The sequence below is a fragment of the Sphingobium sp. JAI105 genome (assembly GCF_015752145.1).
Classification (GTDB): Bacteria; Pseudomonadota; Alphaproteobacteria; order Sphingomonadales; family Sphingomonadaceae; genus Sphingobium; species Sphingobium xenophagum.
Genome location: NZ_JADOUC010000001.1, coordinates 718,256 through 739,863, shown reverse-complemented (window position 1 = coordinate 739,863; position 21,608 = coordinate 718,256). Strand labels below are relative to the sequence as shown.

The following is a 21,608-nucleotide window of genomic DNA, read 5'->3' as shown; positions in this document are numbered from 1 at the left end:
ACAATGATCGGCGCATCGTTTCCTGAAAATTTACCGCTTCCCGATATGGCCAAGGCATGGAATCCATTTCTGTGCGCAACTGGCCAGTCGGAAGGACCAGCAACGACCCTGTTGCGGGGGACGTGGAGGCATATCCATCCTTCGTCATAGCGCCGACCCAATGGCTGGCCGCCATGTCACAGGCGGCAGCGATTTTATCCCATGATGACAATCTGTTGTCGGTAGTCGCAGCTAATGACCGCTTCTTGCAGGCGTTTCGCCAGCATCAGGAAAGGGACGGGGCCATCAGCCAGGCCGCGACCGTGTGGCGCGATCGAATCCTGAAATTCATTCAGACGAATCACGTCGCAGACAGTTTTGAAATTCGCCGCGACGGCAAATTGGGGCCGGAATATTTCATGTGCACCATCGGCCGCTTGCCTGCCGATGCGGACCATCCCGAACTTTACCTGTTCACCGCGACCGATCGTACCAGCGAACGGACGGTCGAGAAGAATCTGCGCCGCGAACTTCTGTCCGACGGATTGACCGCGCTGCCCAATCGCACCGGCTTTGGCGAAGAGATTGACGACCGGATCGCCAATTCGGTCTGGCCTGACAATGCCCAGTTCGGCATCATCGCGATCGACCTTAGCCGGTTCAGCCGGGTCAATGAATCGCTTGGCCCGATGGCTGGCGACGAATTGCTGATCACGGTCGCCAAGCGACTGAAATCCAGCCTGCGGCAGGGCGATGTGCTGGCCCGGATCGGCGGCAATGATTTTGCGATATTCGCCCGTCTGAACAATGGCCTGTCGGATGCTCTTCACATCGTCCAGCGGATCAAGGAAGCGCTGAGTTCGCCGATCCGACTGAGCGATCTGCAAATCCGGGTGGACTGCGCGATCGGCTGTGCCCTTTCTACCAGCCTGAGCGATGACCCCGATGACATCGTTCGCAAGGCGCAGGCAGCGGTCAAGATCGCCAAATGCAGCGGCAAGGTGGAAATATATCGCAACGGTGTTCTCAAGGAAGCGCAGCGCCGCTTTTCGATCGAGAGCCGTCTGCGCGACGCACTGGCGCAGGGTGGCCTGTCGCTGGCCTATCAGCCGCTGATCCACCTCCATACCGGGGAGATTACGGGGTTCGAGGCGCTCGCCCGCTGGGACGATGCGGAATTGGGGCATGTGTCCCCGGTCGAATTCATCGCCGTGGCCGAAGAAAGCGGCCTCATCACTCCCTTGGGCCGATGGGCCGCCTATGAAGCGGCGCAAGCATTGTCGCGCTGGGACGCCAGGTTCGGTCAGCCCATGCCGGTCGGCGTCAACGTCAACCTCTCGCCGATCCAGATGGCGCGGGACGATGTCGCGTCCATGTTCGAGGAAGCGCTGCGCTATTCCGGCATCGCCGGGCATCGCCTGACGGCCGAAGTCACCGAAAGCGCGATCATCGCCGATCCCGACAAGGCGCGCAAATTGCTGTTCGCGCTCAAGGATTTGCAGATGCCGATCGCGATGGACGATTTCGGCACCGGCTTTTCCAACCTGGCCAGCCTGCACAGCCTGCCGATCGACATATTGAAGATCGACCGGAGCTTCGTGTCGAACATGCTGGAGGATCGCGACAAGACGGTCATCGTCCGCACGATCCTCTCGCTGGCGGAGTCGCTCAATCTCAAGGTCACGGCCGAAGGGATCGAGACGCAGGAGCTTGCCCATGCGCTTCAGCAATTGGGATGCTGGCAGGGGCAGGGCTATTATTTCGCCAAGCCGATGGCCGAACAGGACGCCTTCGACTATTGGCGCGCGCGCTGGAATTTCGAAACGGTCTGATCGGCAATAGCGTCAACCCGCGCGCTGTCCGGGAAACCTTCCGCGACCCACATATCCTGCACGACATTCAATGCCTTGGCGACATCGGGGCCGGGGGGCAGTCCGCGCGCGATCAACGCGCCACCGCCGATCGGCAGTTTGGGCGGCGTCCAGTCGTCCAGATCCGAGAGAGGCGACAGATCCGCATCGGCATCCAGCAGCAACCTGTCGATCGCACCTTCGACCCCGATATGCCACGCGAGCGCCCGAATCGGCATATCGCCGAGGCCAGCCTCCAGCGCCGTCGTCAGTCGTTTGCGCGCCTTGTTCGACAGTTTGAGCCGTGCGCCGACTAGATCGGCCCGCGCCGCATCGGGCGGCAGCAAGGCCGCGAGCCGCCGCAGCGCCGATGGTGCAAGGCCAGTCGCGGCCTCCCGCGCTATCAACCGCTCCAGCCGGTCGATCCCGGCGCGGTCGACTTCAGGCAAAACCGGCGTCAATATCCCGCCATCGACCATCAGCTGCAGCGCATGGATCGGCGTGGCGACCCCCAGCAATTTGAGCAATTCATCGGCAATCCGCTCGCGCGACAGCGCCATCAGACTGTTGGCCGAAGCGACGCAGGCGGCATAGGCCATATTGTCCAGCTCATCGTCGCCATAGCGCGCCAGAAAGCGGAAATAGCGCAGGATGCGCAGATGATCTTCGGCAATGCGTGCGTCGGCATCGCCTATGAAGCGCAATCGCCGCGCTTCCAGATCGGCAACCCCGCCAAAATAGTCGGTGATCTCCCCGCTCAGCGGATCGGCATAAAGGGCGTTGATCGTGAAGTCCCGCCGCGCTGCATCCTCGCGCCAGTCATCGGTATAGGCGATGGTCGCGCGCCGCCCGTCGGTGCTGACGTCGCGGCGCAGCGTCGTAATCTCCACCGGCCAGCCGGCGATGACGGCGGTGATCGTACCATGGTCGATACCGGTCGGTACTGCCTTTATCTCCGCTGCCTTCAGCCGGTCGAGCACGTCCTGCGGGGCAAGCGTGGTGGCAATATCCAGATCATTGACCGCAAGCCCCAGCAAGCCGTCGCGCACCGCGCCGCCGACGTAGCGGGCCTTGCCGCCCGCCGCATCCAGCGCCGTCAGCAAATTATCGAGACCGGGACGATGCCGCCATGGCGCATCGGGCAGCACCACGCTCATAATGCGCCCAGCCGGTGCGACAGGTTTGCCAGGATGGCGGCGGTCACGCCCCATATCCGCCGTTCCTGCCACAATATCTCATAATAATGCCGCACCGCCCCTTCAAATTCGACGGCATGCCGGGTCCGGTTCGCCGGGGCCAGCGCATAGGCGAGGGGCAGTTCGAACCAGTCGGCCACTTCGCTTTCCTGCGGCTGCAAGGGCAGGTCGGGCGGGATGACCGCCAGCACCGGGATGACGTCGAACCCGGTAAAGGTATGATAGCGGTCGGACGTGCCGATGACCTGCGCCAGATGCGGCGGCAGGCCGATTTCCTCCTCCGCCTCGCGCAGCGCCCCGGCAATCTCATCGGCATCGCCAGGATCGACGCGGCCGCCGGGGAAAGCGACCTGTCCCGCATGCTTGCGCAGGCGTTCCGACCGCTGGGTCAGGATCAACCCCGGTTCGGGCCGGTCGGTAATGGCGACCAGTACGGCGGCGGGGGCGAGCGCGATGTGCCCGTCGATGCGGGGATCGCGCATGTCGGATGACAGGATGGTGCCATCGCGGCCATGACCTTCGGCCAACGCGGCGCGCAGCCGCTCGGCCAGGGTCATGCCCCGCCGTCCAGCGGAAAGAAAGCGCCGTTGCTCCACAGGCCGATCCGCTCGGGGCCCTCATCCAGTGCCATGTTCATCAGTTCATAATAGACGCTGCGCACGACCAGCGCCTCCAGCCCCGCGCGGACATGAAGATAGGGGTGTGGCCCGTCCGCCGTCTCGCGTACCAGCAGCGCATTGTCCGGCCCTGCCGCGACCAGATCGCCGGTGTTCAGCCGGAACGCCAGCGCCCGTTCGCGTCCTTCGCCTTCGCTCTTGAGTTCGACCGCGACAAAGGGGGCATCCTCGACTTCGATGCTCAGCTTTTCGCCCGGGGTGACCAGCACATAGCTGCCGTCTGCTTCTCGCCGCAATATGGTGGAAAACAGGCGGACCATTGCCTCGCGCCCGATTGGCGATCCCTGGTGAAACCAGGTTCCGTCGCGCGCGATCCGCATGTCGCTGTCGCCGCAATGGTCGGGATTCCATTTCTCCACCGGCGGGAGTTTTTTTTCGGCAAGCAGGCGCGCAATGTCGCTGAGCGACAGGTCGGCAAGATCGGGTGACGGGTCCATCGGCATAGGCTATGCAGATAGGATCGCAGCGCCCCGATGGCAAAGGGGAATCAGGCGATGACGCTAATATCGGGACCAAGCATTCCCGCGCCGCCCACAGCGCGGCCATCGACCGACAGCGCCAGCAGACGCCGTTGCTCGACCGGGCCGGGCGCACGCCATCCGCTCGTGTCCTGGGCACTAAAGCCCCAGAAGCGGCCATAATATTCCGGGTCGCCAATCATCATCAGCGGCGCTGTTCCCTGCGCCTTTGCTGCCGCCACGACAGCGTCCATCATCGCCCGGCCATGGCCGCCGCCCTGATGCGCGGGGGCGACCGCTACCGGCCCGACCATGATATAGGGGCATTGCGTGCCGTCATCCTGCGTCAGCACGACCGGCCAGCTTTGCAGCGATCCGATCAGCGCGCCTTGTCCATCCACCACTGCGAAGGAAAGAGCCGGAATCCATGCGACCGTCCCGCGAATCAGATAGGCCGTCCGTGCATGCCGATCGACGCCGAACGCATCGTCGAGCAGACGCTCGATCGCGTCTGGCCGCTGGCTTTCGAGAGGGACAATCATAGACACGTCTTGCCGATCCGCGATCAATGGCGCATGGACCGCGCCGGGAGCGGCGGGCTTTACCGCCCGCATCGCAAAATGAAAGACTAAACTGGCCCCGTCTGACAGCAGGGAAGGGCCGGATATGGCAGGCCATGCAGACTGGATTTGACGATTTTCTGACGCTGGAGGTCAATAACCTTCATGTCGACGTACTGACCGGCATTTATTCGGAGGAGACGCATCTCCCCCAGCCGCTGCGTATCTCCATCCGCGCGCGGCTGGCGATCGCCGATCATTATGATCCGGCGACCCCGCTGACGCAGTCCAAAAACTATATGGACCTCAAGCATGCCGCCTCGACCGCCTTGCCTGACGGTGTGCATTTTACCCTGATCGAAGCCGTGGCCGACCATATCATCGACACCATCTTCCTTCAGGGCGACAATGTGACCCATGTGGAAGTGAAGATCGTCAAGCTGGCCCTGTCCGAACGGGGCGAGGAAATCGGCATCACCTTGGGGCGCAGCCGGAAATAGCGGTTTCAGGCATCGGAACTGGCCTCCCGCCCGCGCGGGAGTACGCCGTTTACCCCTTCTTGATCAGGCCGATCTCGATCAGTCGTTCGGTCAGATAGTCATGTGCGCTGATCGGCGGATCGCGGCGCGGATTGGCTTCGCTCACGCATTGCGGCAGCGCGTCGATCATCACGTCGGGGCGCAGGTGCAGGAAGAAGGGCATCGAATAGCGCGAATGGCCGCGCCGCTCCGGCGGCGGATTGACCACGCGATGGCTGGTCGATGGCAGCATATGGTTGGTCAGTCGCTGGAGCATGTCGCCGACATTGATCGCCAGCGCGCCGGGCGGGGGCACCACCGGCAGCCAGTTGCCGTTGCGGTCCTTGAGTTCCAGCCCGCCTTCCTCCGCCCCCAGTAGCAGGGTGATCAGGTTGATGTCCTCATGCGCGCCCGCGCGGATGCCGGGTGCTTCGGGCGAGACGGGTGGATAATGGAGCAGCCGCAGGATCGAATTGCCGCGGTCGATCGGCCCGTCGAACCAGCGTTCCTCCAGCCCCAGATAGAGTGCGATGGCCGACAGCAATTCCGCCCCCACCCGGTCGAATTCGGCATAGAGTTTGGTAAAGACGGGGTGGAAGGCGGGCAGTTCATCGGGCCAGACATTGGGCGGCATCGTTTCCGCCAGTGGATCGCCAGGGGGAAGATCGCGCCCGACATGCCAGAATTCCTTCAGGTCATTCTCGCTCGCGCCCTTGGCGATTTCCGTGCCGAACGCGGTATAGCCGCGCTGACCGCCATTATATTTGGCGTCATAGGCGCGCTTGGTGGCTTCGGGCAGGGCGAAAAAGTCGCGCGCCAGCGTCCATCCCGCGTCGATCAGCGCCGGGTCCATGCCATGATCGCGCACCATCGCGAAGCCGAATCGCTGGAAGGAATCGCCGAACCCTTGCGCGAAATCCGCCTTGCTCAATTCCGCCATAGACAGGACGGGCACCTGATCCAGCACCGATTGCGACACTTTATTCTCTCCGAAATTAGGGGTCTGAAACTATGGGGACGGGGCGCGCAACATAAGGATGGTTAAGCGATATTCCCATCCTTGATCGCGGCGGAGCGGTGATGCAAGGAGGCAAAATGAACTATTGGCTGATGAAATCGGAACCCGATGTTTTTTCCTATGACGACCTGGTCGCCAAGGGGAAAGCGGAATGGGACGGCGTGCGCAACCACGCGGCCCAACTCAATATGAAGGCGATGCGCCGGGGCGATCTGGCGCTGTTCTACCACAGTAATATCGGGGTGGAGGCCGTGGGCATCATGGAGATTGTCGAGGAAGCGGCCCCCGACAGCACCGACGATAGCGGCAAGTGGATTGCGGTCCATGTTCACGCCCGCGAAAAGCTGGCCAAGCCCGTCACGCTCAAGACGATGAAGGCCGATCCCGCGCTGGCCGGCATGGTCATGCTGCGGCAATCGCGCCTGTCCGTCTCGCCCGTGTCAAAGGCCGAATTTGATCATATCGTCGCCTTATCAAAGGCTTGATACTCAAAAAACGTTCCGGTTGCGTTACACGCAATTGCAGGGGCGCTTTTTGCGATTGCCGCTTTGCTGCGCTGCGACATAAAAAAGTCCCAACAGAAAAGAACATTCAAGAGGTGTTTGATCGGCATTCACAAGGAGTTTACCCATGCGAATGCTGTCCAAATTTGTTGCCGCCAGCGCCCTCGGCGCTTTCGTTGCCATCGCTGCTCCCGCTCAGGCTGAAGATGCTGCCAAGCAGCGCTTCACCCACGAAGGTTATACCTACGTCTATGACGTCAAGGAAACCAAGTCGGGCCGCGTCATTTCCGGCCGTCGTTTTCCCGACGCTGTTGCCTTCAATCTCTCTGTCAAGGACGGGAAGGTTTGGGGCATGTCGGGTGGCCAGCAGGTCAGGTTTTCGGTGGATGAAGCCCGCGGCGCCGCGTCGAACTGAGCTCTACGAGCTTTAAGCCAATAAAAGGGCCGCTTCCGACGGGAGGCGGCCCTTTTTTTACAGGCTGGAGTTAACGGCAGCGACGCTTGCTGTCGACTTCCTTACCCAGCAGGCCACCGCCCACCGCGCCCAATATGGTGCCGGTCGTGCGCTCACCGCGCGTGTCGATCGCCCGGCCCAGCAATGCGCCGCCAGCAGCGCCAATGATGAGGCCAGTCGTGCCGTCCGATTTGCGGCAGTAGGTCCGGCCATCGCGTCCGCGCCATTCCTTGTACCGATAATGTTTGCGTGCCTGCGCACCGTCGGTCGGGACGGCCATGGACATGGGGACGGCCAGCGAGACAGCGGCCAGGGCGAGTAGGGCTTTACGCATAAGTTTCTCCTCCGAATGCGTTGATTTGATGCTTGAACCCCTGCACCTTGACGCAGGTTGCATGAACAGCACACAACGAGATAAGCCACTGTTTATCCATCGCTAAATTTTGAGGCGAACGGACGCGGCGCAGGGATGAACGGGCGGTTCAGCCATCATTTGGCATGGTTGTCCGACGCCCGGTTGGGCTGGCGGCCTTCAATTTGAAGAGAGCGAAAAAGTTATCCACAGCTTTATGACGCTTTGGCTACGGGCCGTTGCCGATTCTGCTTTGCACGACTCGGTTTTGGTGAGACCTTCCTTGTATCGGAACAGCTGGGAACGGAGCGATCCGTTTCCGAGAATCCTTGGTAAAACAGGAATTTAACGCTGTACCGAAGGTCCGCTGGAAGATGTCTTTCGCGAGGGTGACATAAACCGACGGATCGGTCCAAAAGACCGTAGCCGGGTACGCGCGAAAGTGAACGTCGGGCTTCGGATATTGCGGACCAGAGCCAGCCTGGCTGCCCTTGGCCCAAGCTGGAGCAGTCCTTGGCAAACAGGCTTTCGGGCCAATGCCAGGACAACGCCGGGCCGATGATCGCCTCTCGCCAGAGAAGCGGATCGCATGACCCGACGGCAGTGGGGACCGACAGCAATGTCGGCCCCCATTTTGCGTTTGGGGCTTCGCTTTCAACGCAGGGGGGCATGGCCTGACTGGTGCCGGATGCAGGATTTGAACCCGCGACCTTCGGTTTACAAAACCGCTGCACTACCACTGTGCTAATCCGGCGCCCCAGTCAGGCGACACGCCCTTACTATCAGATGACGCCGAACGTCCAGCCCTCCGTTGCAGCAATTTTTGGATCGAGCGCGGCTGGCGTCCATAGCCCAGCCTGTCCCGCCACCGCCCGCATCCACGCCGCGGTCAATATGGCGTCTGCGCCATGGTCGTCCGGCATCGCGCCCTTATGCCGTTTCGACCCGATCGTCTCCAGCGCGTCGTTCAGCGCTGGCAGATCGCGCATCTTTGCTCGACCCTTGGCCCGCCCGGCGGCCGACGCGGCAAGGCTGGTATAGATTTCCACGACCAGCGATCCGCGCATGGGCAAGGGATCGAACGGCCATATGGGCACAGTGCCCTGCACCCGGTGCAGCAATCGCATGCCGGCAAAGCTTGCCTTGGCCACCTGCGCCGCGCCGATCGCGTCATAGACGGTCGAGGGTTTGCCGCCGCCGCCAGCCAGATACAGCGCCTCGCACACGCGATTATGCATATAGTCGGCCTTCACCCCGTCCGCCTTGCCGAAATAGAAATGCCGCCGGTGCGCGACCTCCAGCAGGCTCGCCGCGCCCAGATCCTCGTCCGGGCAGAGCCGATCGACATAGGCCCAGAAGTCCGGCCCATTGTCGGGCACAGTGTCGCCAGGCAGATAGCCGCCGCGCGCAACGAAGGGCGGCGCAAAGCTGAAATCGAACCCGAACAGGGTAGGGGCCTCACCAGCTGTTGCGATCAGCCAGTCCACCACATCGGTTCGCGACCAGACCCCGCCGGGCGCGGGCACCAGTCGGGGCGCTTCCCGCCCCGTTTCGCACAGCGCGACCGCAATCCCCTTGTGCCGCGCGCCCTTGGCCCCGGACCAGTCGATCGCGGCAAAGCGCGTAAAGTCAGGCGTCACCCCGCGCCGCGCTCCGCCCGCAACCGCTCCCAATAGGCGATCCGCTCGGCAATCCGTGCCTCATAGCCCCGGTCCGTTGGCGCATAGAAGCGTTGCGGGGTCATGTCGTCAGGCCAGTAATTCGCTCCGGAAAATCCGTCCGCCGCATCATGATCATATTGATAGCCCTTGCCATAGCCGACATCCTTCATCAGCTTGGTTGGTGCGTTCAATATATTCTGCGGCGGCATCAGCGATCCGGTATCGCGCGCTGATTTGAACGACGCCTTCATCGCCATATAGGCGGCGTTGGATTTGGGCGCAGTCGCGCAATAGAGGCAGGCCTGGACGATGGCCACTTCGCCTTCGGGACTGCCCAGAAAATCATAGGCCTCCTTGGCTGCCAGGCATTGGACCAGCGCCTGCGGGTCGGCAAGGCCAATATCCTCCGCGGCAAAGCGCACCAGTCGGCGCAGGACGTAGAGCGGCTGCTCCCCGGCAACCAGCATCCGCGCCATATAGTAGAGCGCGGCTTGCGGATCCGATCCGCGCAGCGACTTGTGCAGGGCGGAGATGAGGTTGTAATGCCCCTCCCGATCCTTGTCATATACCGCGACCCGGCGGTGGAGCAGGGCGGACAGTCCTGCCGGATCAAGCGGCTCTGCTATGTCGATCGCATAAAGCGTTTCGACCTGGTTGAGCAAAAAGCGCCCGTCGCCATCGGCGCTGGCAACCAAAGCCTCGCGCGCATCGGCGTCCAGCGGCAGGGGACGCCCCGTCACCGCTTCTGCCCGGTCCAGCAATTGTTCCAGCGCCGCGGCATCCAGCCGCCGCAGGATCAACACCTGCGCCCGCGACAGAAGGGCTGCGTTCAGTTCGAAGCTTGGATTTTCGGTGGTCGCGCCCACCAAAGTCACCGTGCCATTTTCGACGAAGGGCAGGAATCCGTCCTGCTGCGCCCGGTTGAAGCGGTGGATTTCGTCCACGAACAAGAGGGTTTTGTCGCCGCGACGGCCATGTTCTTTGGCGGCGGCAAAAACCTTCTTGAGGTCGGCCACGCCCGAAAACACCGCCGAAATAGGTTCGAACCGCATACCCACCGCATCGGCGAGCAGCCGCGCCGTCGTGGTCTTGCCAGTGCCCGGCGGTCCCCAAAGGATGATGGATGACAAGCGCCCAGCCGCCACCATCCGACCGATCGCGCCATCAGGCCCGGTCAAATGCTCCTGTCCCACCACCTCCGCCAGGGTGCGCGGTCGCAAGCGGTCGGCGAGCGGCGCGGCATCGCTGACAGGTTCAGCGCCGGTCAGCATGTCATCGGAAGCGAAAAGATCGGCCATGCCGGTTGATATAGGGAGGAAAGCCCGTTCAGGGAACCGGGCTGGATCGCGGCATCATGCCCTGCTCGCGCTGGCGGATGATGCGCAAATAAGTGTCGACCAGCGCCTGATTGACCTGATCCCACCCGTTACGCTCCGCTCGCGCCTGCGCCGCCGCGCCTGCCCGCCCGCGCGCGTCGCCATTCAGGCAATAATCCTGCAGGGCGTCAGCAAAGGCACCGATCGCACCGGGGCGGATCAACCGTCCGGTCACCCGGTCGCTCAGCAGGCTTTCGCTGCCGGTGGCCCGCGCTGCCACGGTCGGCACGCCGCACGCCATCGCCTCCAGCGTGACATTGCCGAAGGTTTCGGTCACCGACGGATTGAACAGCATATCCATGCTGGCGACCGCGCGGCCCAGGTCAGCGCCTTGCTGAAAGCCGGTGAAGATGGCGCCGGGCAGGCGGTTCTGGAACCATTCGCGCGCCGGGCCTTCGCCAACCACCAGCACCTTGTGCGCCACCTGGCGCGCCGCAAGCTGATCGATCGTGTCGGAAAACACGTCCAGCCCCTTTTCCATCACCAGACGGCCGATGAAGCCAATGGCGGGTACGTCGTCATATATGCCGATCGAACGCCGCCAGCCCAGATCGCGCCGACCCGGATTGAAAATCTCCCGGTCGATGCCGCGCGTCCATATGCCGACATCATAGCTCATCCGCTGTTCGCGCAGCAGTTGCGCCATCGATTCGGATGGCGCGACGATCGCGTCGCAGCGGCGATAGAAGCGGCGCAATATTCCTTCGATGACCGGCTCCAGAAAGGCCAGGCCATAATAGCGCGGGTAGGTTTCGAACCTTGTATGCACCGATGCGACCGTCGGCAAACCATGCTGCCGCGCCCAGCTGAGCGCGCGGTGGCCCAGCGGGTCGGGACTGGACAAATGGACCAGATTGGGGGCGAATGCCTTGAGATCGCGGCGCACTCTGGAGGACATCGCATAGGGAATGCGATATTCCTTGCGTCCCGGCACTGGCACGGACGGCGTGCTGATCAGATCGCCAGCGGGGGCAAAGGCGGGCGTGTCGGTGGTGGGCGAATAGACCCGCACGGCCGCACCCTGCCGCAGCAAATAGCCCACGAAGCGATTGAGCGCCTGATTGGCCCCATCGCGCACATAATTATAATTGCCGCTGAACAGGGCAATGCGAAGGCCGCTAGCATCCATCGTGCCCCCTTAGCCGAAGAAAAGTGAAAACCCAAGGGAACCGGGTAACCCCTTGGGAATTATGCCCTTCGTTAGGTTTGGGACACCGGCTGACGCGGTTGCGCCCATGGGTAAGAGGATGCTCCTATGTCGCAGACATTCCGTAAAGGTGCGCGAGTCAGATGGAATTGGGGGCAGGGCGTCGGCCGGGGACATATAACGGAGCAATTTGACCGTCCGGTGGAGCGCCATATCGAAGGCGTACCCGTCCGCCGCAACGGGTCGCCTGCGAACCCCGCTTATCTGATCCATGCCGACAATGGCGCGCAGGTGCTCAAGCTCAGTTCGGAAATCCAGACCGCCTGACGCCAATATGTTGCAGCCGGCATCTCGCATGAGCGGTACGGCCATGGCATGAAAGCGCATGGACACGCCCTTCATGACCATCGACGCGCTGCTCGTCGGCACGCCCGTTCCCTTTCGCGACGGCGACTATAGCGCGATTGCCAAAACGCCGGTGGCAGGCCCGGTACAGATTACTTGGGACGGCTTCATCGGTAATCAGGTTGCCGACCCGATCCACCATGGCGGCTGGGACAAGGCCATCCATCTCTATCCGCAGGATCATTATGCCTGGTGGCGCGACCGCAAGCCCGGCCAGCCATTGCTCGACGCGCCTGGCGCCTTTGGCGAAAATATCGCATCGCGCGGGATGACAGAGCATCAGATTTGCCTGGGCGACCGCTTCACGCTGGGCAGCGCCATCGTCGAGGTCAGTCATGGTCGCCAGCCCTGCTGGAAGCTCGATCACCGATTCGCCGCGCGCGACGTCATGGCGACCATTGTGAAAACGGCCCGTTGCGGCCTCTATTTCCGTGTTATCGAGCAGGGGGAGGCGCAGGCTGGCGGCGTGATGACCCTGATCGAGCGCCCGCTGCCGGATTGGAGTATTGCCCGCGTCTTTGAACTGCTGATCGGCGGTGGTCACAAGAAAGACCCGTCGGCGGTTCTTACCCTTGCCAACACCCCCGTCCTTGCCGAAGCCTGGCGCGAGCGGGCGCGCAAGCTGGCGGCCTAGTGATCCAATTCTGAAGTCGACCACATTAGGGAAGCGGCGCTTCCACCCGGTCGCCATGGCTTTTCGGGGTCGAATTGACGAGGATGTCCACCGGCGCTGCACTGCGGTTCTGCGCCTGATGCGGTACGCCGGGCGGAATTTCGATGCCCTGGCCCGTACGCAGCAAATGGGTGACGCCGTCTACCTCCATCGTCAGTTCGCCCGACAGGACATAGAAGAACTGGCGCGCGCGGACATGATAATGGCGCATCTCGCTCGATCCGGGCGCAATCCGTTCGGTAATCACCGACATGTCGTCGCGCTTGACCAGATGCCATCCGTCATTCACCTCGCCCCAGACATAATGGTCGGCGCTAGATCGGTCGATGGGGACGGGATGAGGCGCGGCGGCGGCGGCAGCAAGGGTGATGAGGATGTGCATGGCGCCTTGAACGAACCATTGCGGCAGGTCCGCCATGCCACTGGCGCAGGGCCAGCGGCCACCCTATAGCTATCCCATGACATCAAATGATAAGAAGGTTTCGTCCCCCAAGCGCCCGGCTCGCGACAAGGTGCGTCCCGCCGGTTTCCCCACCCGCAATGAAGTGATGGATTTCATCACCACGTCCGACCAGCCAGCGGGCAAGCGCGAGATCGCCAAGGCTTTTGGCCTTAAGGGCCAGGAAAAAATCGCCCTTAAAGCCTTGCTGAAGGATATGGCCGATGAAGGCTTGATCGACGTCGGCCCGGCGCGCGCGTTCCACAAGCTGGGTGGCGTACCCAAGGTTACTGTGCTGCGCATCATCGATGTGGACGACACCACCCTGATCGCGACGCCCGAACGGTGGGAAGCCGAAGGCCAGCCCGCCCCTCGCCTGCGCGTGGCGGAGCGGGGCAAGCGCGGCGCGCTGACCATTGGCGACCGCATCCTTGCCCGCACCGAGGAAGCCGGGAAGGGCTGGATCGCCCATCCGATGAAGAAGCTGCCCAAGGCAACAGAGATGCTGCTGGGCGTGGTCGAGGAAATGGCCGACGGCAAGCTGTGGCTGCGCCCGGTCGACAAGCGCATCCGCAAGGATATGCAGATCAGCGATGTAGGCACTGCCAAGCGCGGTGATCTGGTGCTGGCCGAACCAACCGGCCGTCCGCCCCGGATCAGCGCGCGCGTTACCGATATTCTGGGCGACCCGTTCGCCCCGCGCAGCTTCAGCATGATCGCCATTCACAAACATGGCATCCCCCATGTCTTTCCCGACGCGGTAGAGGAAGAAGCCGTCACGGCCTCCGCCCTTCCGCTTCACGCGGAGAAGCGGGAGGATCTGCGGCATTTGCCGATCATCGCCATCGATCCGTCCGACGCGAGGGACCATGACGATGCGGTCTGGGCCACCCCGGACGAGGATGAAGCCAATCCCGGCGGCTTCCGCGCGATCGTCGCCATCGCCGATGTCAGCTATTATGTCCGGCCTGGCAGCGCGCTCGACAAGGAAGCGCGCAAGCGCGGCAACAGCGTGTATTTCCCCGACCTGGTCATACCGATGCTGCCGCACCAGCTTTCGTCGGACATGTGTTCGCTCCGCGCGGAGCAGGATCGTGCCGCCATGGCCTGCCATCTGGTCATCAACGCCGCTGGCAAGGTGACGTCATGGCGCTTCTCCCGCGCGATCATTCGCGTTGCTGCCGTGCTCGCCTATGAGGATGCGCAGGCCGCGATCGACGGCAGGGCCGACCATCCGATGCTCGACATCGCGCTCAGGCCGCTTTGGGCCTGCTGGGCGCTGCTGCACAAGGCGCGCGAGAAGCGCGAACCGTTGGCGCTCGACCTGCCCGAACGGCGCGTCGTGTTGGACGAATGGGGCAAGATCGTCAGCGTCGCTGTCCGCGAACGGCTCGACGCCCATATGCTGATCGAAGACTATATGATCGCGGCCAACGTCGCCGCGGCCAAGGCGCTGGAGCAGAAGAAAGCGCCGGTCATGTACCGCGTCCACGAGCCGCCCAGCCGCGACAAGCTGGTCGCGCTCAAGGATTATCTGGCGACCTTCGACATCGAATTCGCACTTGGACAGGTGATCCGCCCCGCCACCTTCAACCAACTGATCAAGCGGGTCGGGGAGGCGGAGGAGAAGCCGCTCATCATGGAGCAGATCCTGCGCAGCCAGACCCAGGCCTATTACAGCCCGGTCAATATGGGCCATTTCGGCCTGGCGCTCGGTTCCTACGGGCATTTTACCTCGCCCATTCGCCGCTACGCCGACTTGCTGGTCCATCGCGCCCTGGTGGGCGCCTATGGTCTGGAACTGCCCGCGGCCAAGGGCAGCAGCATCCCCGCCAAAACCGCGCTGAGTGTCGAGGATTATGAGAATATGGGGCGGGTCGGCGAGATGATCAGCCAGTTCGAGCGGCGCGCGATGGAGGCCGAGCGCGACACGGTCGATCGCTACGTCGCCGCTTTTCTGGCGGCCCATGTTGGTGAAACGGTTAAGGCGCGGATCACCGGCGTCCAGAATTTCGGATTTTTCGCGACGGTCGAGGAATTGGGCGGCGACGGGCTGGTGCCTGTATCGACCATGGGCAGCGAACGCTTTTTCTATGACGAGGCAGGCAAGGCGCTGGAAGGCGTGGAAAGCGGCGATCGTTATACGGTAGGCCAGCGGCTGGAACTGCGACTGGCGGAGGCCGACCCGATCAACGGTTCGCTCCGCTTCGAACTGCCTGGTATGCCGCCTTCACGGGGCGGCCCGGTCAAGCGCGATCGTACCCGTCCGGGCAGCCGCACTCATCGCGGGCGGCCGGTCAATATCCGGCATATCGGCTCGAAGCGGGGCAAGCATAAGCGGTAACTGCGATCCTTACGGGCACGCGGAACCATGAAGCGGTGGAGCACGCTCGTCACCGCCTTGCCGGGGAGGATTGATCGGCAGGATCAGCTCAGCCGGTCGATCGCTTCGGCGTCGAGCCCGCCCGGAATGATCATGATGGGGCAGGGCATGCGTCCCGCGTCGGCCCCGGCAAAATGCGATACGAGCGTGCCGGGCGGGCCGCTTGCTGCCGCGCCCAGCACTAGGGCGGCGACATCCTCCATCTCGTCCAGCGTTTTGCGTACGACGGCCACAGCATCCCCCTGCCGCACGGTAATGCTGGGGCGGATGCCGGACTCGTCGGTCAGCGTGCCTGCCGCGCTCGTCACCAGCGCTTCGGCGCGTTGCAGCGCCTCATCCTCCATCGTCGCCTGCACGCCGCCCCACTGAACGAACTCGGCCGGGGGAATGAGGGCAAGGATACGGACCGCGCCGCCCGTTTGCGCAGCACGTCGCGCGGCAAAACGCAGGGCGGTTTCCGCTTCGGGCGATTCGTCCACGACAACCAGATATGTCCGCACTTCCATCGCCCCCCATGTCGCTTTGATGGCCCCGGCAGGGGGTCATTTTCGGTCCAACGAACCAGTGCGGTGAAATGTGGGCCATATTTGCCCCTTCCGCAAGCGCTCGCTTGACCGATCCGGCGAATGGGTGAAAACGGGCAGCCATTGGCGCGCGCCGTAGAGATAAGAAGAGGCCCCGAACGCATGAGCAAGACGATCCAGATGCCCGCTTTGTCCCCGACCATGGAGGAAGGGACTCTGGCCAAATGGCTGGTAAAGGAAGGGGATACGGTATCGTCCGGCGATCTGCTGGCGGAAATCGAAACCGACAAGGCGACGATGGAATTTGAAGCGGTGGATGAAGGCGTCATCGCCAAGATCCTCGTTTCCGAAGGTTCCGAAGGCGTCAAGGTTGGCACCGTCATCGCCATTATCGCCGAAGAGGGCGAGGATGTGGAGGCGGCGGCTGCCAGCGGCGGCAAGCCCGCGCCCAAGGCCGATCCTGTCCCCACCAAGGCAGAGGCCGCGGCACCCGGCGCTGCCGCGCCGAAGGCTGACGCCGTGCCTGCTGCGCCAGCCTCCAGCGACAAGCGTGTCAAGGCCAGCCCGCTGGCGCGCCGCCTGGCGCAGAGCAAGGGGATCGATCTGGCTGCGGTTTCGGGGACTGGCCCCAATGGCCGTATCGTCAAGAGCGATCTGGACGGCGCAAAGGAAGGTGTCGCCGCACCGGCTGCCGCGCCCGCGTCGGCTCCCGCCGCCAAGGCAGAGGCGGCAGCCCCGGCGCCCGCCGCTGCCAGCGGCGCGCAGGATTTCGGCATCCCGCACGAAATGGTCAAACTCAGCGGCATGCGCAAGACGATCGCGCGCCGCCTGACCGAATCCAAGCAGCAGGTGCCGCACATCTATCTGACGGTCGACATTCAGCTCGACAAGCTGCTCAAGCTGCGTGGCGAGCTCAATGCGGGCCTGGCCAGCCGCAAGGTCAAGCTGTCCGTCAACGACCTGCTGATCAAGGCGCTGGGCGTCGCGCTGATGGAAGTTCCCGAATGCAACGTGCAGTTTGCGGGCGACCAGATGCTGCAATTCAAGCGCGCCGACATCAGCGTCGCCGTGTCGATCCCCGGCGGTCTCATCACCCCGATCGTGACCGGCGCGGATGGCAAGGGCGTTGCCGCGATCTCGACCGAGATGAAGGATCTGGCCGATCGCGCCAAGGCAGGCAAATTGTCGCCCAACGAATATCAGGGCGGCACCGCATCGCTTTCCAACATGGGCATGTTCGGCATCAAGCAGTTTGAAGCCGTCATCAACCCGCCCCAGGGCATGATCATGGCGATCGGTGCGGGCGATAAGCGGCCCTATGTTGTCGACGACAGCCTTCAGATTGCGACGGTCATGTCGGCCACCGGCAGTTTCGACCATCGTGCCATTGATGGCGCCGATGGTGCGCGCTTGATGAAGGCGTTCAAGGAACTGATCGAGAATCCGATCGGCATGCTGGCCTGATGGGGCGTATGGACGAACAGCCGCCGGAAGCCAGTCCGGCGGTGCGCGTCATTGCCATGCCCGCCGACACCAATCCCTATGGGGACATATTCGGCGGCTGGTTGATGAGCCTGATGGATTCGGCCGCGGGATCGGTCGCGGCGCGCCACAGTCATGGCCGTGCCGTCACCATCGCGGTGGAAGGCATGACCTTCCTGCGCCCGGTCGTCGTGGGCGATGAAGTTTCGGTGTTCGCGTCCCTCAAATCCGTCGGGCGCACGTCGATGAAGATCGACGTCGAAGCATGGCGTCGTACGCGCCACGACGATCGCAGTTATCGCGTTACCCGCGCGACCTTCACCTTCGTGGCGATTGGCGAGGATCGCCAGCCCCGTTCAGTTCCGCCGATTGCGGAAGCCTAATATACCAGAAGCGAGTGTGACCCATGGCTGATACCTACGATCTCATCGTCCTTGGCTCCGGCCCCGGCGGCTATGTCGCCGCGATCCGCGCCGCGCAGCTTGGCCTGAAAACCGCCATTGTCGAGCGTGAAAATCTGGGCGGCATCTGCCTCAACTGGGGCTGTATTCCCACCAAGGCGCTGCTGCGGTCGGCCGAGATTTTCCATTATATGCAGCATGCCAAGGATTATGGCCTGGCGGCGGAAAAGATCAGCGCCGACATCGAAGCGGTGGTGAAGCGCTCGCGCGGTGTCGCCAAGCAGCTTAATCAGGGCGTGACGCACCTGATGAAGAAGAACAAGATCGCCGTGCATATGGGTGATGGGAAGCTGACCGGAAAGGGCAAGCTGACCGTCACCAAGGACGGCAAGTCCGAAGAACTGACCGCCAAGCACATCATCATCGCGACGGGCGCCCGCGCCCGCGACCTGCCGCAGCTCAAGGCCGACGGCAAGCGCGTGTGGACCTATCGCCACGCCATGACGCCACCGGAAATGCCGACCAAGCTGCTGGTCATCGGTTCCGGCGCGATCGGCATCGAATTTGCCAGCTTCTATAACGACATGGGCGCTGACGTGACCGTCGTGGAGATGATGGACCGGATCGTCCCTGTCGAGGATGCCGACGTTTCCGCCTTCCTTGAAAAGGCAGTCAAGAAGCAGGGCATGACCGTGCTGACCGGCGCGAAGATCGAGAAGATCGCGACCAGCGACAAGGGCGTGACCGCGACCATCAAGGACAAGGCTGGCAAGGCGATAGAGGCTGAATATAGCCACGTCATCGTCGCCATCGGCATCGTCCCCAATGTCGAAAATCTGGGTCTGGAAGATGTCGGCGTCGAACCCGACCAGCGCTATCATATCAAGACCGATGCCTATGGCCGCACCAATGTCGAGGGTTTCTGGGCGATCGGCGATGTGACCGCTCCGCCATGGCTTGCGCACAAGGCGAGCCATGAGGGCGTGATCGTGGCCGAAGCCATCGCGCAGGCGCTGGGCAACAAGGATGTCCACCCCCATGCGATGGACGTGCGCAACATCCCCGGCTGCACCTATTGTCACCCGCAGATCGCCAGCGTCGGCCTGACCGAAGCAAAGGCCAAGGAAGCGGGTTACGAGGTCAAGGTCGGCATGTTCCCGTTCATCGGCAATGGCAAGGCAATCGCGCTTGGCGAAGCGGAAGGCTTCACCAAGACCGTGTTCGACGTCAAGACCGGCGAGTTGCTGGGCGCGCACATGATCGGCGCGGAAGTCACGGAGATGATCCAGGGCTATACGATCGGCAAGACGCTGGAAACGACCGAGGCGGAACTGATGCACACGGTATTCCCGCATCCGACCATTTCGGAATCGATGCATGAAAGCGTATTGGCGGCCTATGGCCGTGCGCTCCATATCTGATCGCTGGACAGCGGTAAAAGGCGCGGGGGCTTTGGCTCTCGCGCTTTTTTGCGTCCTGGGCGTTGCGATGATGCAGCGGGCGGGATGGCTCGACTGGCTGAATGTCGGGCTGATGGGCTGGGCGGGGACGGCGCGGGACGGCGATATTGGGCGACATCTGACGCCCCTCATGCGGCTGGCGACTGCGATCGGCGATACGATCGGCAGGCTTGCGATATTGGCGCTGGTTCTGCCTGCGCTGCTCTGGTTGCGCCGCCGCGGCGATGCGCTGTGGCTTGCGCTGATGATGGCGGGCGGGACGGCGCTCAACCTGATCCTCAAACAGATTTTCACCGCTCCGCGCCCGGACCTGCTGCCCCATCTCGACATCGTCCATAGCTATAGTTTTCCCAGCGGCCATGCGGCGGGCAACATGATGATGTTCGGCGCGCTGGCCATGCTGGCGCGGCGGCGGAGCGGCTATTGGGCGGCGGGCATGATGATCGCGTTGATCGGAGCCAGCCGGGTCTGGCTCGGCGTGCATTGGCCAAGCGACGTCACCGACGGATGGATCGAGGGGCTGGGCTGGCTCGCGCTGTGCCGCGTCTGGCTACCAGCGCGGCGAGGGTAGCAACAACGCCCGCGTTACGCTGTCATGTGGCGGCATGCCGTCGCTGGTGACGAAACCATGGACCCAGAAACTGTCATAGGCACTGGCCGCCGCAATGAGCAGCAGCAGGCAGGCCGAGGCGGCAGACAGAGTGCGCGCGCCGCGCACGGCCCGGTCGGGAGAGAGCGCCAGCAGCACCAGCGGCAGGATCGGCAGGAAATAGCGCCCCTGCGTTCCCTGAATGAAGTCCGCGCCCGGCGGCGTGCCGGTCAGGTACATGGCGGTTTCGATCAGCACCGCGACGCCGCCGGCGACCGCCAGCCACCACAGCCGCTGCGCCCCGCCAAAGCGGGCCTCCGCGCCGCTGAGTATCGCGGCTGCCAGCATGACCGCCGCCAGCGGGTAGGCGATCAGCGGCAGCAGGATGGCGTTCCAGCCGAAGCGCCCGACGATCTGGAGCGCATAGACCGGCGCGCGCTCGATCACGCTGGACGTCAGGATGCGGACATAACCGACGGGATCGTTCAGGATCACCGCCAACTGGTCGGCCAGTGGCGCGGTTAGCACGCTCTCGCCCGTCTTGCGCGACATGATATGATAGAGCGCTTGACTGCCACCAGAATATTTCATCCAGCCGATGAAGGCGGCCGCGCCGAGCGCCATCGCGCCCAGGACCAGCCACATCCGCATGTCGCGCCGATATTGGGGCCAGCGCAAACCCGCCGCCATCAACGGCAGATAGACGCCCTTAGCGAGGGCCAGCAACGGCGCCGCCAGAACCAGTCCGGCCGATCCACGGTCCATGAAGCCGACACGCAGCGCCAGCGCGAGTCCCAGGAAGCCCATGCCGTTGATCACGGCATCGGGCGACATAGATCCGATCTGATAGGCAAAGGTGGGCAGCAGCGCCGTGCCCAGCATCGCCATCCGGCCAAAGGGCAGCAGCCGTAGCGCGGCGATCAGCAGCGCCAGCGCCACCAGCGCATTGACGATCCGCCCGGCATAGAAGCGGCCCAGTTGCGGCAGGCCGAGCGCGTCGCCGATCAGCAGGCCCGCAGCGCCCGGTGCATAGAGTGTCGGCGCATAGCTTGCGACATTGGGGAATTCGGCAAAGACGGTGCCGGGCCGCGACGCATCCGCATTCCAGCTATTTCCCAGCTTTGCCGCATCGAACCTGCGCACAGTCGCTGGCACGTCGGTGGGAAAATAGACGGCGTGGAGGTCGATGGCCGCGCGAGGCAGCACCGCGCCGATCGCCTCGCCATGCTGCGTTGTCAATACGCCGCCTTCGGACAGGAGCAGCGCCTTCATATAATGCTGATTTTCGTCCGGCGCCTGAAACGGCGGGGTTGCCAGCGTGAAGAACAATGTTGCGAGGCAGATCGCAACCAGCAAACATTGTTCGAGCGCAGACCATGGCGCGGCAAACAGCATGTCGCCGCGCGCACCCTGCGCCATCCCGATCCGCTCGTTCCGCATGACTGCCCTGTGCCTTTGCCTTGTCTCCGACAGGCAATAGGCCGCCAGCCCTTAACATTTCGC

The 21,608-nt window shown here is 63.2% G+C and carries 23 protein-coding genes and 1 tRNA gene; 11 read left to right on the top strand and 13 right to left on the bottom strand.

Annotation, left to right across the window (positions count from 1 at the left end):
• The first annotated feature begins 56 nt into the window (after positions 1 to 56).
• Positions 57 to 1,811, top strand: a complete 1,755-nt coding sequence (locus IWY39_RS03435) for a putative bifunctional diguanylate cyclase/phosphodiesterase (protein ID WP_107124640.1) — start codon at positions 57 to 59, stop codon at positions 1,809 to 1,811.
• On the opposite strand, the gene IWY39_RS03430 is transcribed toward IWY39_RS03435, so the two are convergent.
• Genes IWY39_RS03430 through IWY39_RS03415 form a run of 4 tightly spaced genes read right to left on the bottom strand, consistent with a single transcriptional unit; the run spans position 1,775 to position 4,702 of the window.
• Positions 1,775 to 2,986: a CCA tRNA nucleotidyltransferase gene (locus IWY39_RS03430; RefSeq protein ID WP_107124639.1), complete on the bottom strand. Its 1,212-nt coding sequence runs from the start codon at positions 2,984 to 2,986 to the stop codon at positions 1,775 to 1,777. The genes IWY39_RS03435 and IWY39_RS03430 overlap by 37 nt on opposite strands.
• Entirely contained in the window at positions 2,983 to 3,582 is a 600-nt protein-coding gene (locus IWY39_RS03425) for a CoA pyrophosphatase (protein WP_107124638.1), read from the bottom strand. Before IWY39_RS03425 ends, IWY39_RS03430 begins: the two co-directional genes overlap by 4 nt.
• Entirely contained in the window at positions 3,579 to 4,145 is a 567-nt protein-coding gene (locus IWY39_RS03420) for a DUF1285 domain-containing protein (RefSeq protein ID WP_107124637.1), read from the bottom strand. The genes IWY39_RS03425 and IWY39_RS03420 overlap by 4 nt, the downstream gene beginning before the upstream one ends.
• 44 nt (positions 4,146 to 4,189) lie before the next feature.
• Positions 4,190 to 4,702, bottom strand: a complete 513-nt coding sequence (locus tag IWY39_RS03415) for a GNAT family N-acetyltransferase (protein WP_026149880.1) — start codon at positions 4,700 to 4,702, stop codon at positions 4,190 to 4,192.
• Positions 4,703 to 4,836: 134 nt separating this feature from the next.
• On the opposite strand from IWY39_RS03415, the gene IWY39_RS03410 reads away from it, so the two are divergent.
• On the top strand, positions 4,837 to 5,220 hold the full coding sequence (locus IWY39_RS03410) for a dihydroneopterin aldolase (RefSeq protein ID WP_017182309.1): 384 nt from the start codon (positions 4,837 to 4,839) through the stop codon (positions 5,218 to 5,220).
• 49 nt (positions 5,221 to 5,269) lie between these two features.
• Here IWY39_RS03410 and IWY39_RS03405 read toward each other — a convergent pair whose 3' ends face one another.
• Positions 5,270 to 6,217, bottom strand: a complete 948-nt coding sequence (locus tag IWY39_RS03405; RefSeq protein ID WP_107124636.1) for an isopenicillin N synthase family dioxygenase — start codon at positions 6,215 to 6,217, stop codon at positions 5,270 to 5,272.
• 116 nt (positions 6,218 to 6,333) lie between these two features.
• Here IWY39_RS03405 and IWY39_RS03400 point away from each other — a divergent pair, with 116 nt between their 5' ends.
• Positions 6,334 to 6,741, top strand: a complete 408-nt coding sequence (locus IWY39_RS03400) for an EVE domain-containing protein (RefSeq protein ID WP_017182307.1) — start codon at positions 6,334 to 6,336, stop codon at positions 6,739 to 6,741.
• Positions 6,742 to 6,892: 151 nt separating this feature from the next.
• Positions 6,893 to 7,174, top strand: coding sequence for a hypothetical protein (locus tag IWY39_RS03395; protein WP_107124635.1), 282 nt, complete (start codon positions 6,893 to 6,895; stop codon positions 7,172 to 7,174).
• A gap of 70 nt (positions 7,175 to 7,244) precedes the next feature.
• On the opposite strand, the gene IWY39_RS03390 is transcribed toward IWY39_RS03395, so the two are convergent.
• From IWY39_RS03390 to IWY39_RS03370, 5 genes are all read right to left on the bottom strand, one after another.
• Positions 7,245 to 7,547, bottom strand: coding sequence for a glycine zipper 2TM domain-containing protein (locus IWY39_RS03390; RefSeq protein ID WP_107124634.1), 303 nt, complete (start codon positions 7,545 to 7,547; stop codon positions 7,245 to 7,247).
• A gap of 697 nt (positions 7,548 to 8,244) precedes the next feature.
• Positions 8,245 to 8,319 (bottom strand) — tRNA-Thr (locus tag IWY39_RS03385).
• Positions 8,320 to 8,347: 28 nt separating this feature from the next.
• Positions 8,348 to 9,205, bottom strand: a complete 858-nt coding sequence (locus IWY39_RS03380) for a hypothetical protein (protein WP_107124633.1) — start codon at positions 9,203 to 9,205, stop codon at positions 8,348 to 8,350.
• On the bottom strand, positions 9,202 to 10,524 hold the full coding sequence (locus IWY39_RS03375; protein ID WP_017182233.1) for a replication-associated recombination protein A: 1,323 nt from the start codon (positions 10,522 to 10,524) through the stop codon (positions 9,202 to 9,204). The genes IWY39_RS03380 and IWY39_RS03375 overlap by 4 nt, the downstream gene beginning before the upstream one ends.
• Before the next feature lie 28 nt (positions 10,525 to 10,552).
• A complete protein-coding gene (locus tag IWY39_RS03370; protein WP_107124632.1) occupies positions 10,553 to 11,731 on the bottom strand; it encodes a glycosyltransferase family 4 protein in 1,179 nt (392 codons plus the stop codon).
• A gap of 126 nt (positions 11,732 to 11,857) precedes the next feature.
• Between IWY39_RS03370 and IWY39_RS03365 the strand changes: the two genes are divergently transcribed.
• Both IWY39_RS03365 and IWY39_RS03360 read left to right on the top strand, forming a co-directional pair.
• The gene (locus tag IWY39_RS03365) at positions 11,858 to 12,076 is read left to right on the top strand and encodes a DUF2945 domain-containing protein (protein WP_107124631.1); all 219 of its coding nucleotides are present in this window, start codon (positions 11,858 to 11,860) and stop codon (positions 12,074 to 12,076) included.
• A 58-nt stretch (positions 12,077 to 12,134) separates the two neighbouring features.
• Positions 12,135 to 12,788, top strand: coding sequence for an MOSC domain-containing protein (locus IWY39_RS03360; protein WP_107124630.1), 654 nt, complete (start codon positions 12,135 to 12,137; stop codon positions 12,786 to 12,788).
• A 25-nt stretch (positions 12,789 to 12,813) separates the two neighbouring features.
• Here IWY39_RS03360 and IWY39_RS03355 read toward each other — a convergent pair whose 3' ends face one another.
• Positions 12,814 to 13,245 carry a cupin domain-containing protein gene (locus tag IWY39_RS03355; RefSeq protein WP_196871393.1) on the bottom strand — a complete coding sequence of 144 codons (432 nt, stop codon included), beginning with the start codon at positions 13,243 to 13,245 and terminating at the stop codon, positions 12,814 to 12,816.
• Positions 13,246 to 13,285: 40 nt separating this feature from the next.
• On the opposite strand from IWY39_RS03355, the gene rnr reads away from it, so the two are divergent.
• Positions 13,286 to 15,610 carry a ribonuclease R gene (rnr, locus tag IWY39_RS03350; RefSeq protein WP_107124699.1) on the top strand — a complete coding sequence of 775 codons (2,325 nt, stop codon included), beginning with the start codon at positions 13,286 to 13,288 and terminating at the stop codon, positions 15,608 to 15,610.
• A gap of 83 nt (positions 15,611 to 15,693) precedes the next feature.
• Here rnr and IWY39_RS03345 read toward each other — a convergent pair whose 3' ends face one another.
• Positions 15,694 to 16,149, bottom strand: coding sequence for a universal stress protein (locus tag IWY39_RS03345; RefSeq protein WP_026002234.1), 456 nt, complete (start codon positions 16,147 to 16,149; stop codon positions 15,694 to 15,696).
• 186 nt (positions 16,150 to 16,335) lie between these two features.
• Between IWY39_RS03345 and IWY39_RS03340 the strand changes: the two genes are divergently transcribed.
• Genes IWY39_RS03340 through IWY39_RS03325 form a run of 4 tightly spaced genes read left to right on the top strand, consistent with a single transcriptional unit; the run spans position 16,336 to position 20,087 of the window.
• Positions 16,336 to 17,637, top strand: coding sequence for a pyruvate dehydrogenase complex dihydrolipoamide acetyltransferase (locus IWY39_RS03340; RefSeq protein ID WP_107124629.1), 1,302 nt, complete (start codon positions 16,336 to 16,338; stop codon positions 17,635 to 17,637).
• The gene (locus IWY39_RS03335) at positions 17,637 to 18,038 is read left to right on the top strand and encodes an acyl-CoA thioesterase (protein WP_026149884.1); all 402 of its coding nucleotides are present in this window, start codon (positions 17,637 to 17,639) and stop codon (positions 18,036 to 18,038) included. The genes IWY39_RS03340 and IWY39_RS03335 overlap by 1 nt, the downstream gene beginning before the upstream one ends.
• A gap of 23 nt (positions 18,039 to 18,061) precedes the next feature.
• Positions 18,062 to 19,477 carry a dihydrolipoyl dehydrogenase gene (gene lpdA, locus IWY39_RS03330; RefSeq protein WP_107124628.1) on the top strand — a complete coding sequence of 472 codons (1,416 nt, stop codon included), beginning with the start codon at positions 18,062 to 18,064 and terminating at the stop codon, positions 19,475 to 19,477.
• A complete protein-coding gene (locus IWY39_RS03325) occupies positions 19,455 to 20,087 on the top strand; it encodes a phosphatase PAP2 family protein (RefSeq protein WP_107124627.1) in 633 nt (210 codons plus the stop codon). Before lpdA ends, IWY39_RS03325 begins: the two co-directional genes overlap by 23 nt.
• Here IWY39_RS03325 and IWY39_RS03320 read toward each other — a convergent pair.
• Positions 20,067 to 21,545 carry a DUF2142 domain-containing protein gene (locus IWY39_RS03320; protein WP_107124626.1) on the bottom strand — a complete coding sequence of 493 codons (1,479 nt, stop codon included), beginning with the start codon at positions 21,543 to 21,545 and terminating at the stop codon, positions 20,067 to 20,069. The genes IWY39_RS03325 and IWY39_RS03320 overlap by 21 nt on opposite strands.
• Positions 21,546 to 21,608: the final 63 nt, after the last annotated feature.

What these genes read in the sequence shown, in the direction of transcription:
- IWY39_RS03435 (WP_107124640.1), top strand. Translation starts at nt 57, where the DNA reads ATGGAATCCATTTCTGTGCGCAACTGGCCAGTCGGAAGGACCAGCAAC.
- IWY39_RS03430 (WP_107124639.1), bottom strand. Translation starts at nt 2,986, where the DNA reads ATGAGCGTGGTGCTGCCCGATGCGCCATGGCGGCATCGTCCCGGTCTC.
- IWY39_RS03425 (WP_107124638.1), bottom strand. Translation starts at nt 3,582, where the DNA reads ATGACCCTGGCCGAGCGGCTGCGCGCCGCGTTGGCCGAAGGTCATGGC.
- IWY39_RS03420 (WP_107124637.1), bottom strand. Translation starts at nt 4,145, where the DNA reads ATGCCGATGGACCCGTCACCCGATCTTGCCGACCTGTCGCTCAGCGAC.
- IWY39_RS03415 (WP_026149880.1), bottom strand. Translation starts at nt 4,702, where the DNA reads ATGATTGTCCCTCTCGAAAGCCAGCGGCCAGACGCGATCGAGCGTCTG.
- IWY39_RS03410 (WP_017182309.1), top strand. Translation starts at nt 4,837, where the DNA reads ATGCAGACTGGATTTGACGATTTTCTGACGCTGGAGGTCAATAACCTT.
- IWY39_RS03400 (WP_017182307.1), top strand. Translation starts at nt 6,334, where the DNA reads ATGAACTATTGGCTGATGAAATCGGAACCCGATGTTTTTTCCTATGAC.
- IWY39_RS03395 (WP_107124635.1), top strand. Translation starts at nt 6,893, where the DNA reads ATGCTGTCCAAATTTGTTGCCGCCAGCGCCCTCGGCGCTTTCGTTGCC.
- IWY39_RS03390 (WP_107124634.1), bottom strand. Translation starts at nt 7,547, where the DNA reads ATGCGTAAAGCCCTACTCGCCCTGGCCGCTGTCTCGCTGGCCGTCCCC.
- IWY39_RS03375 (WP_017182233.1), bottom strand. Translation starts at nt 10,524, where the DNA reads ATGGCCGATCTTTTCGCTTCCGATGACATGCTGACCGGCGCTGAACCT.
- IWY39_RS03370 (WP_107124632.1), bottom strand. Translation starts at nt 11,731, where the DNA reads ATGGATGCTAGCGGCCTTCGCATTGCCCTGTTCAGCGGCAATTATAAT.
- IWY39_RS03365 (WP_107124631.1), top strand. Translation starts at nt 11,858, where the DNA reads ATGTCGCAGACATTCCGTAAAGGTGCGCGAGTCAGATGGAATTGGGGG.
- IWY39_RS03360 (WP_107124630.1), top strand. Translation starts at nt 12,135, where the DNA reads ATGGACACGCCCTTCATGACCATCGACGCGCTGCTCGTCGGCACGCCC.
- IWY39_RS03355 (WP_196871393.1), bottom strand. Translation starts at nt 13,245, where the DNA reads ATGGCGGACCTGCCGCAATGGTTCGTTCAAGGCGCCATGCACATCCTC.
- rnr (WP_107124699.1), top strand. Translation starts at nt 13,286, where the DNA reads ATGACATCAAATGATAAGAAGGTTTCGTCCCCCAAGCGCCCGGCTCGC.
- IWY39_RS03340 (WP_107124629.1), top strand. Translation starts at nt 16,336, where the DNA reads ATGAGCAAGACGATCCAGATGCCCGCTTTGTCCCCGACCATGGAGGAA.
- IWY39_RS03335 (WP_026149884.1), top strand. Translation starts at nt 17,637, where the DNA reads ATGGGGCGTATGGACGAACAGCCGCCGGAAGCCAGTCCGGCGGTGCGC.
- lpdA (WP_107124628.1), top strand. Translation starts at nt 18,062, where the DNA reads ATGGCTGATACCTACGATCTCATCGTCCTTGGCTCCGGCCCCGGCGGC.
- IWY39_RS03325 (WP_107124627.1), top strand. Translation starts at nt 19,455, where the DNA reads ATGGCCGTGCGCTCCATATCTGATCGCTGGACAGCGGTAAAAGGCGCG.
- IWY39_RS03320 (WP_107124626.1), bottom strand. Translation starts at nt 21,545, where the DNA reads ATGCGGAACGAGCGGATCGGGATGGCGCAGGGTGCGCGCGGCGACATG.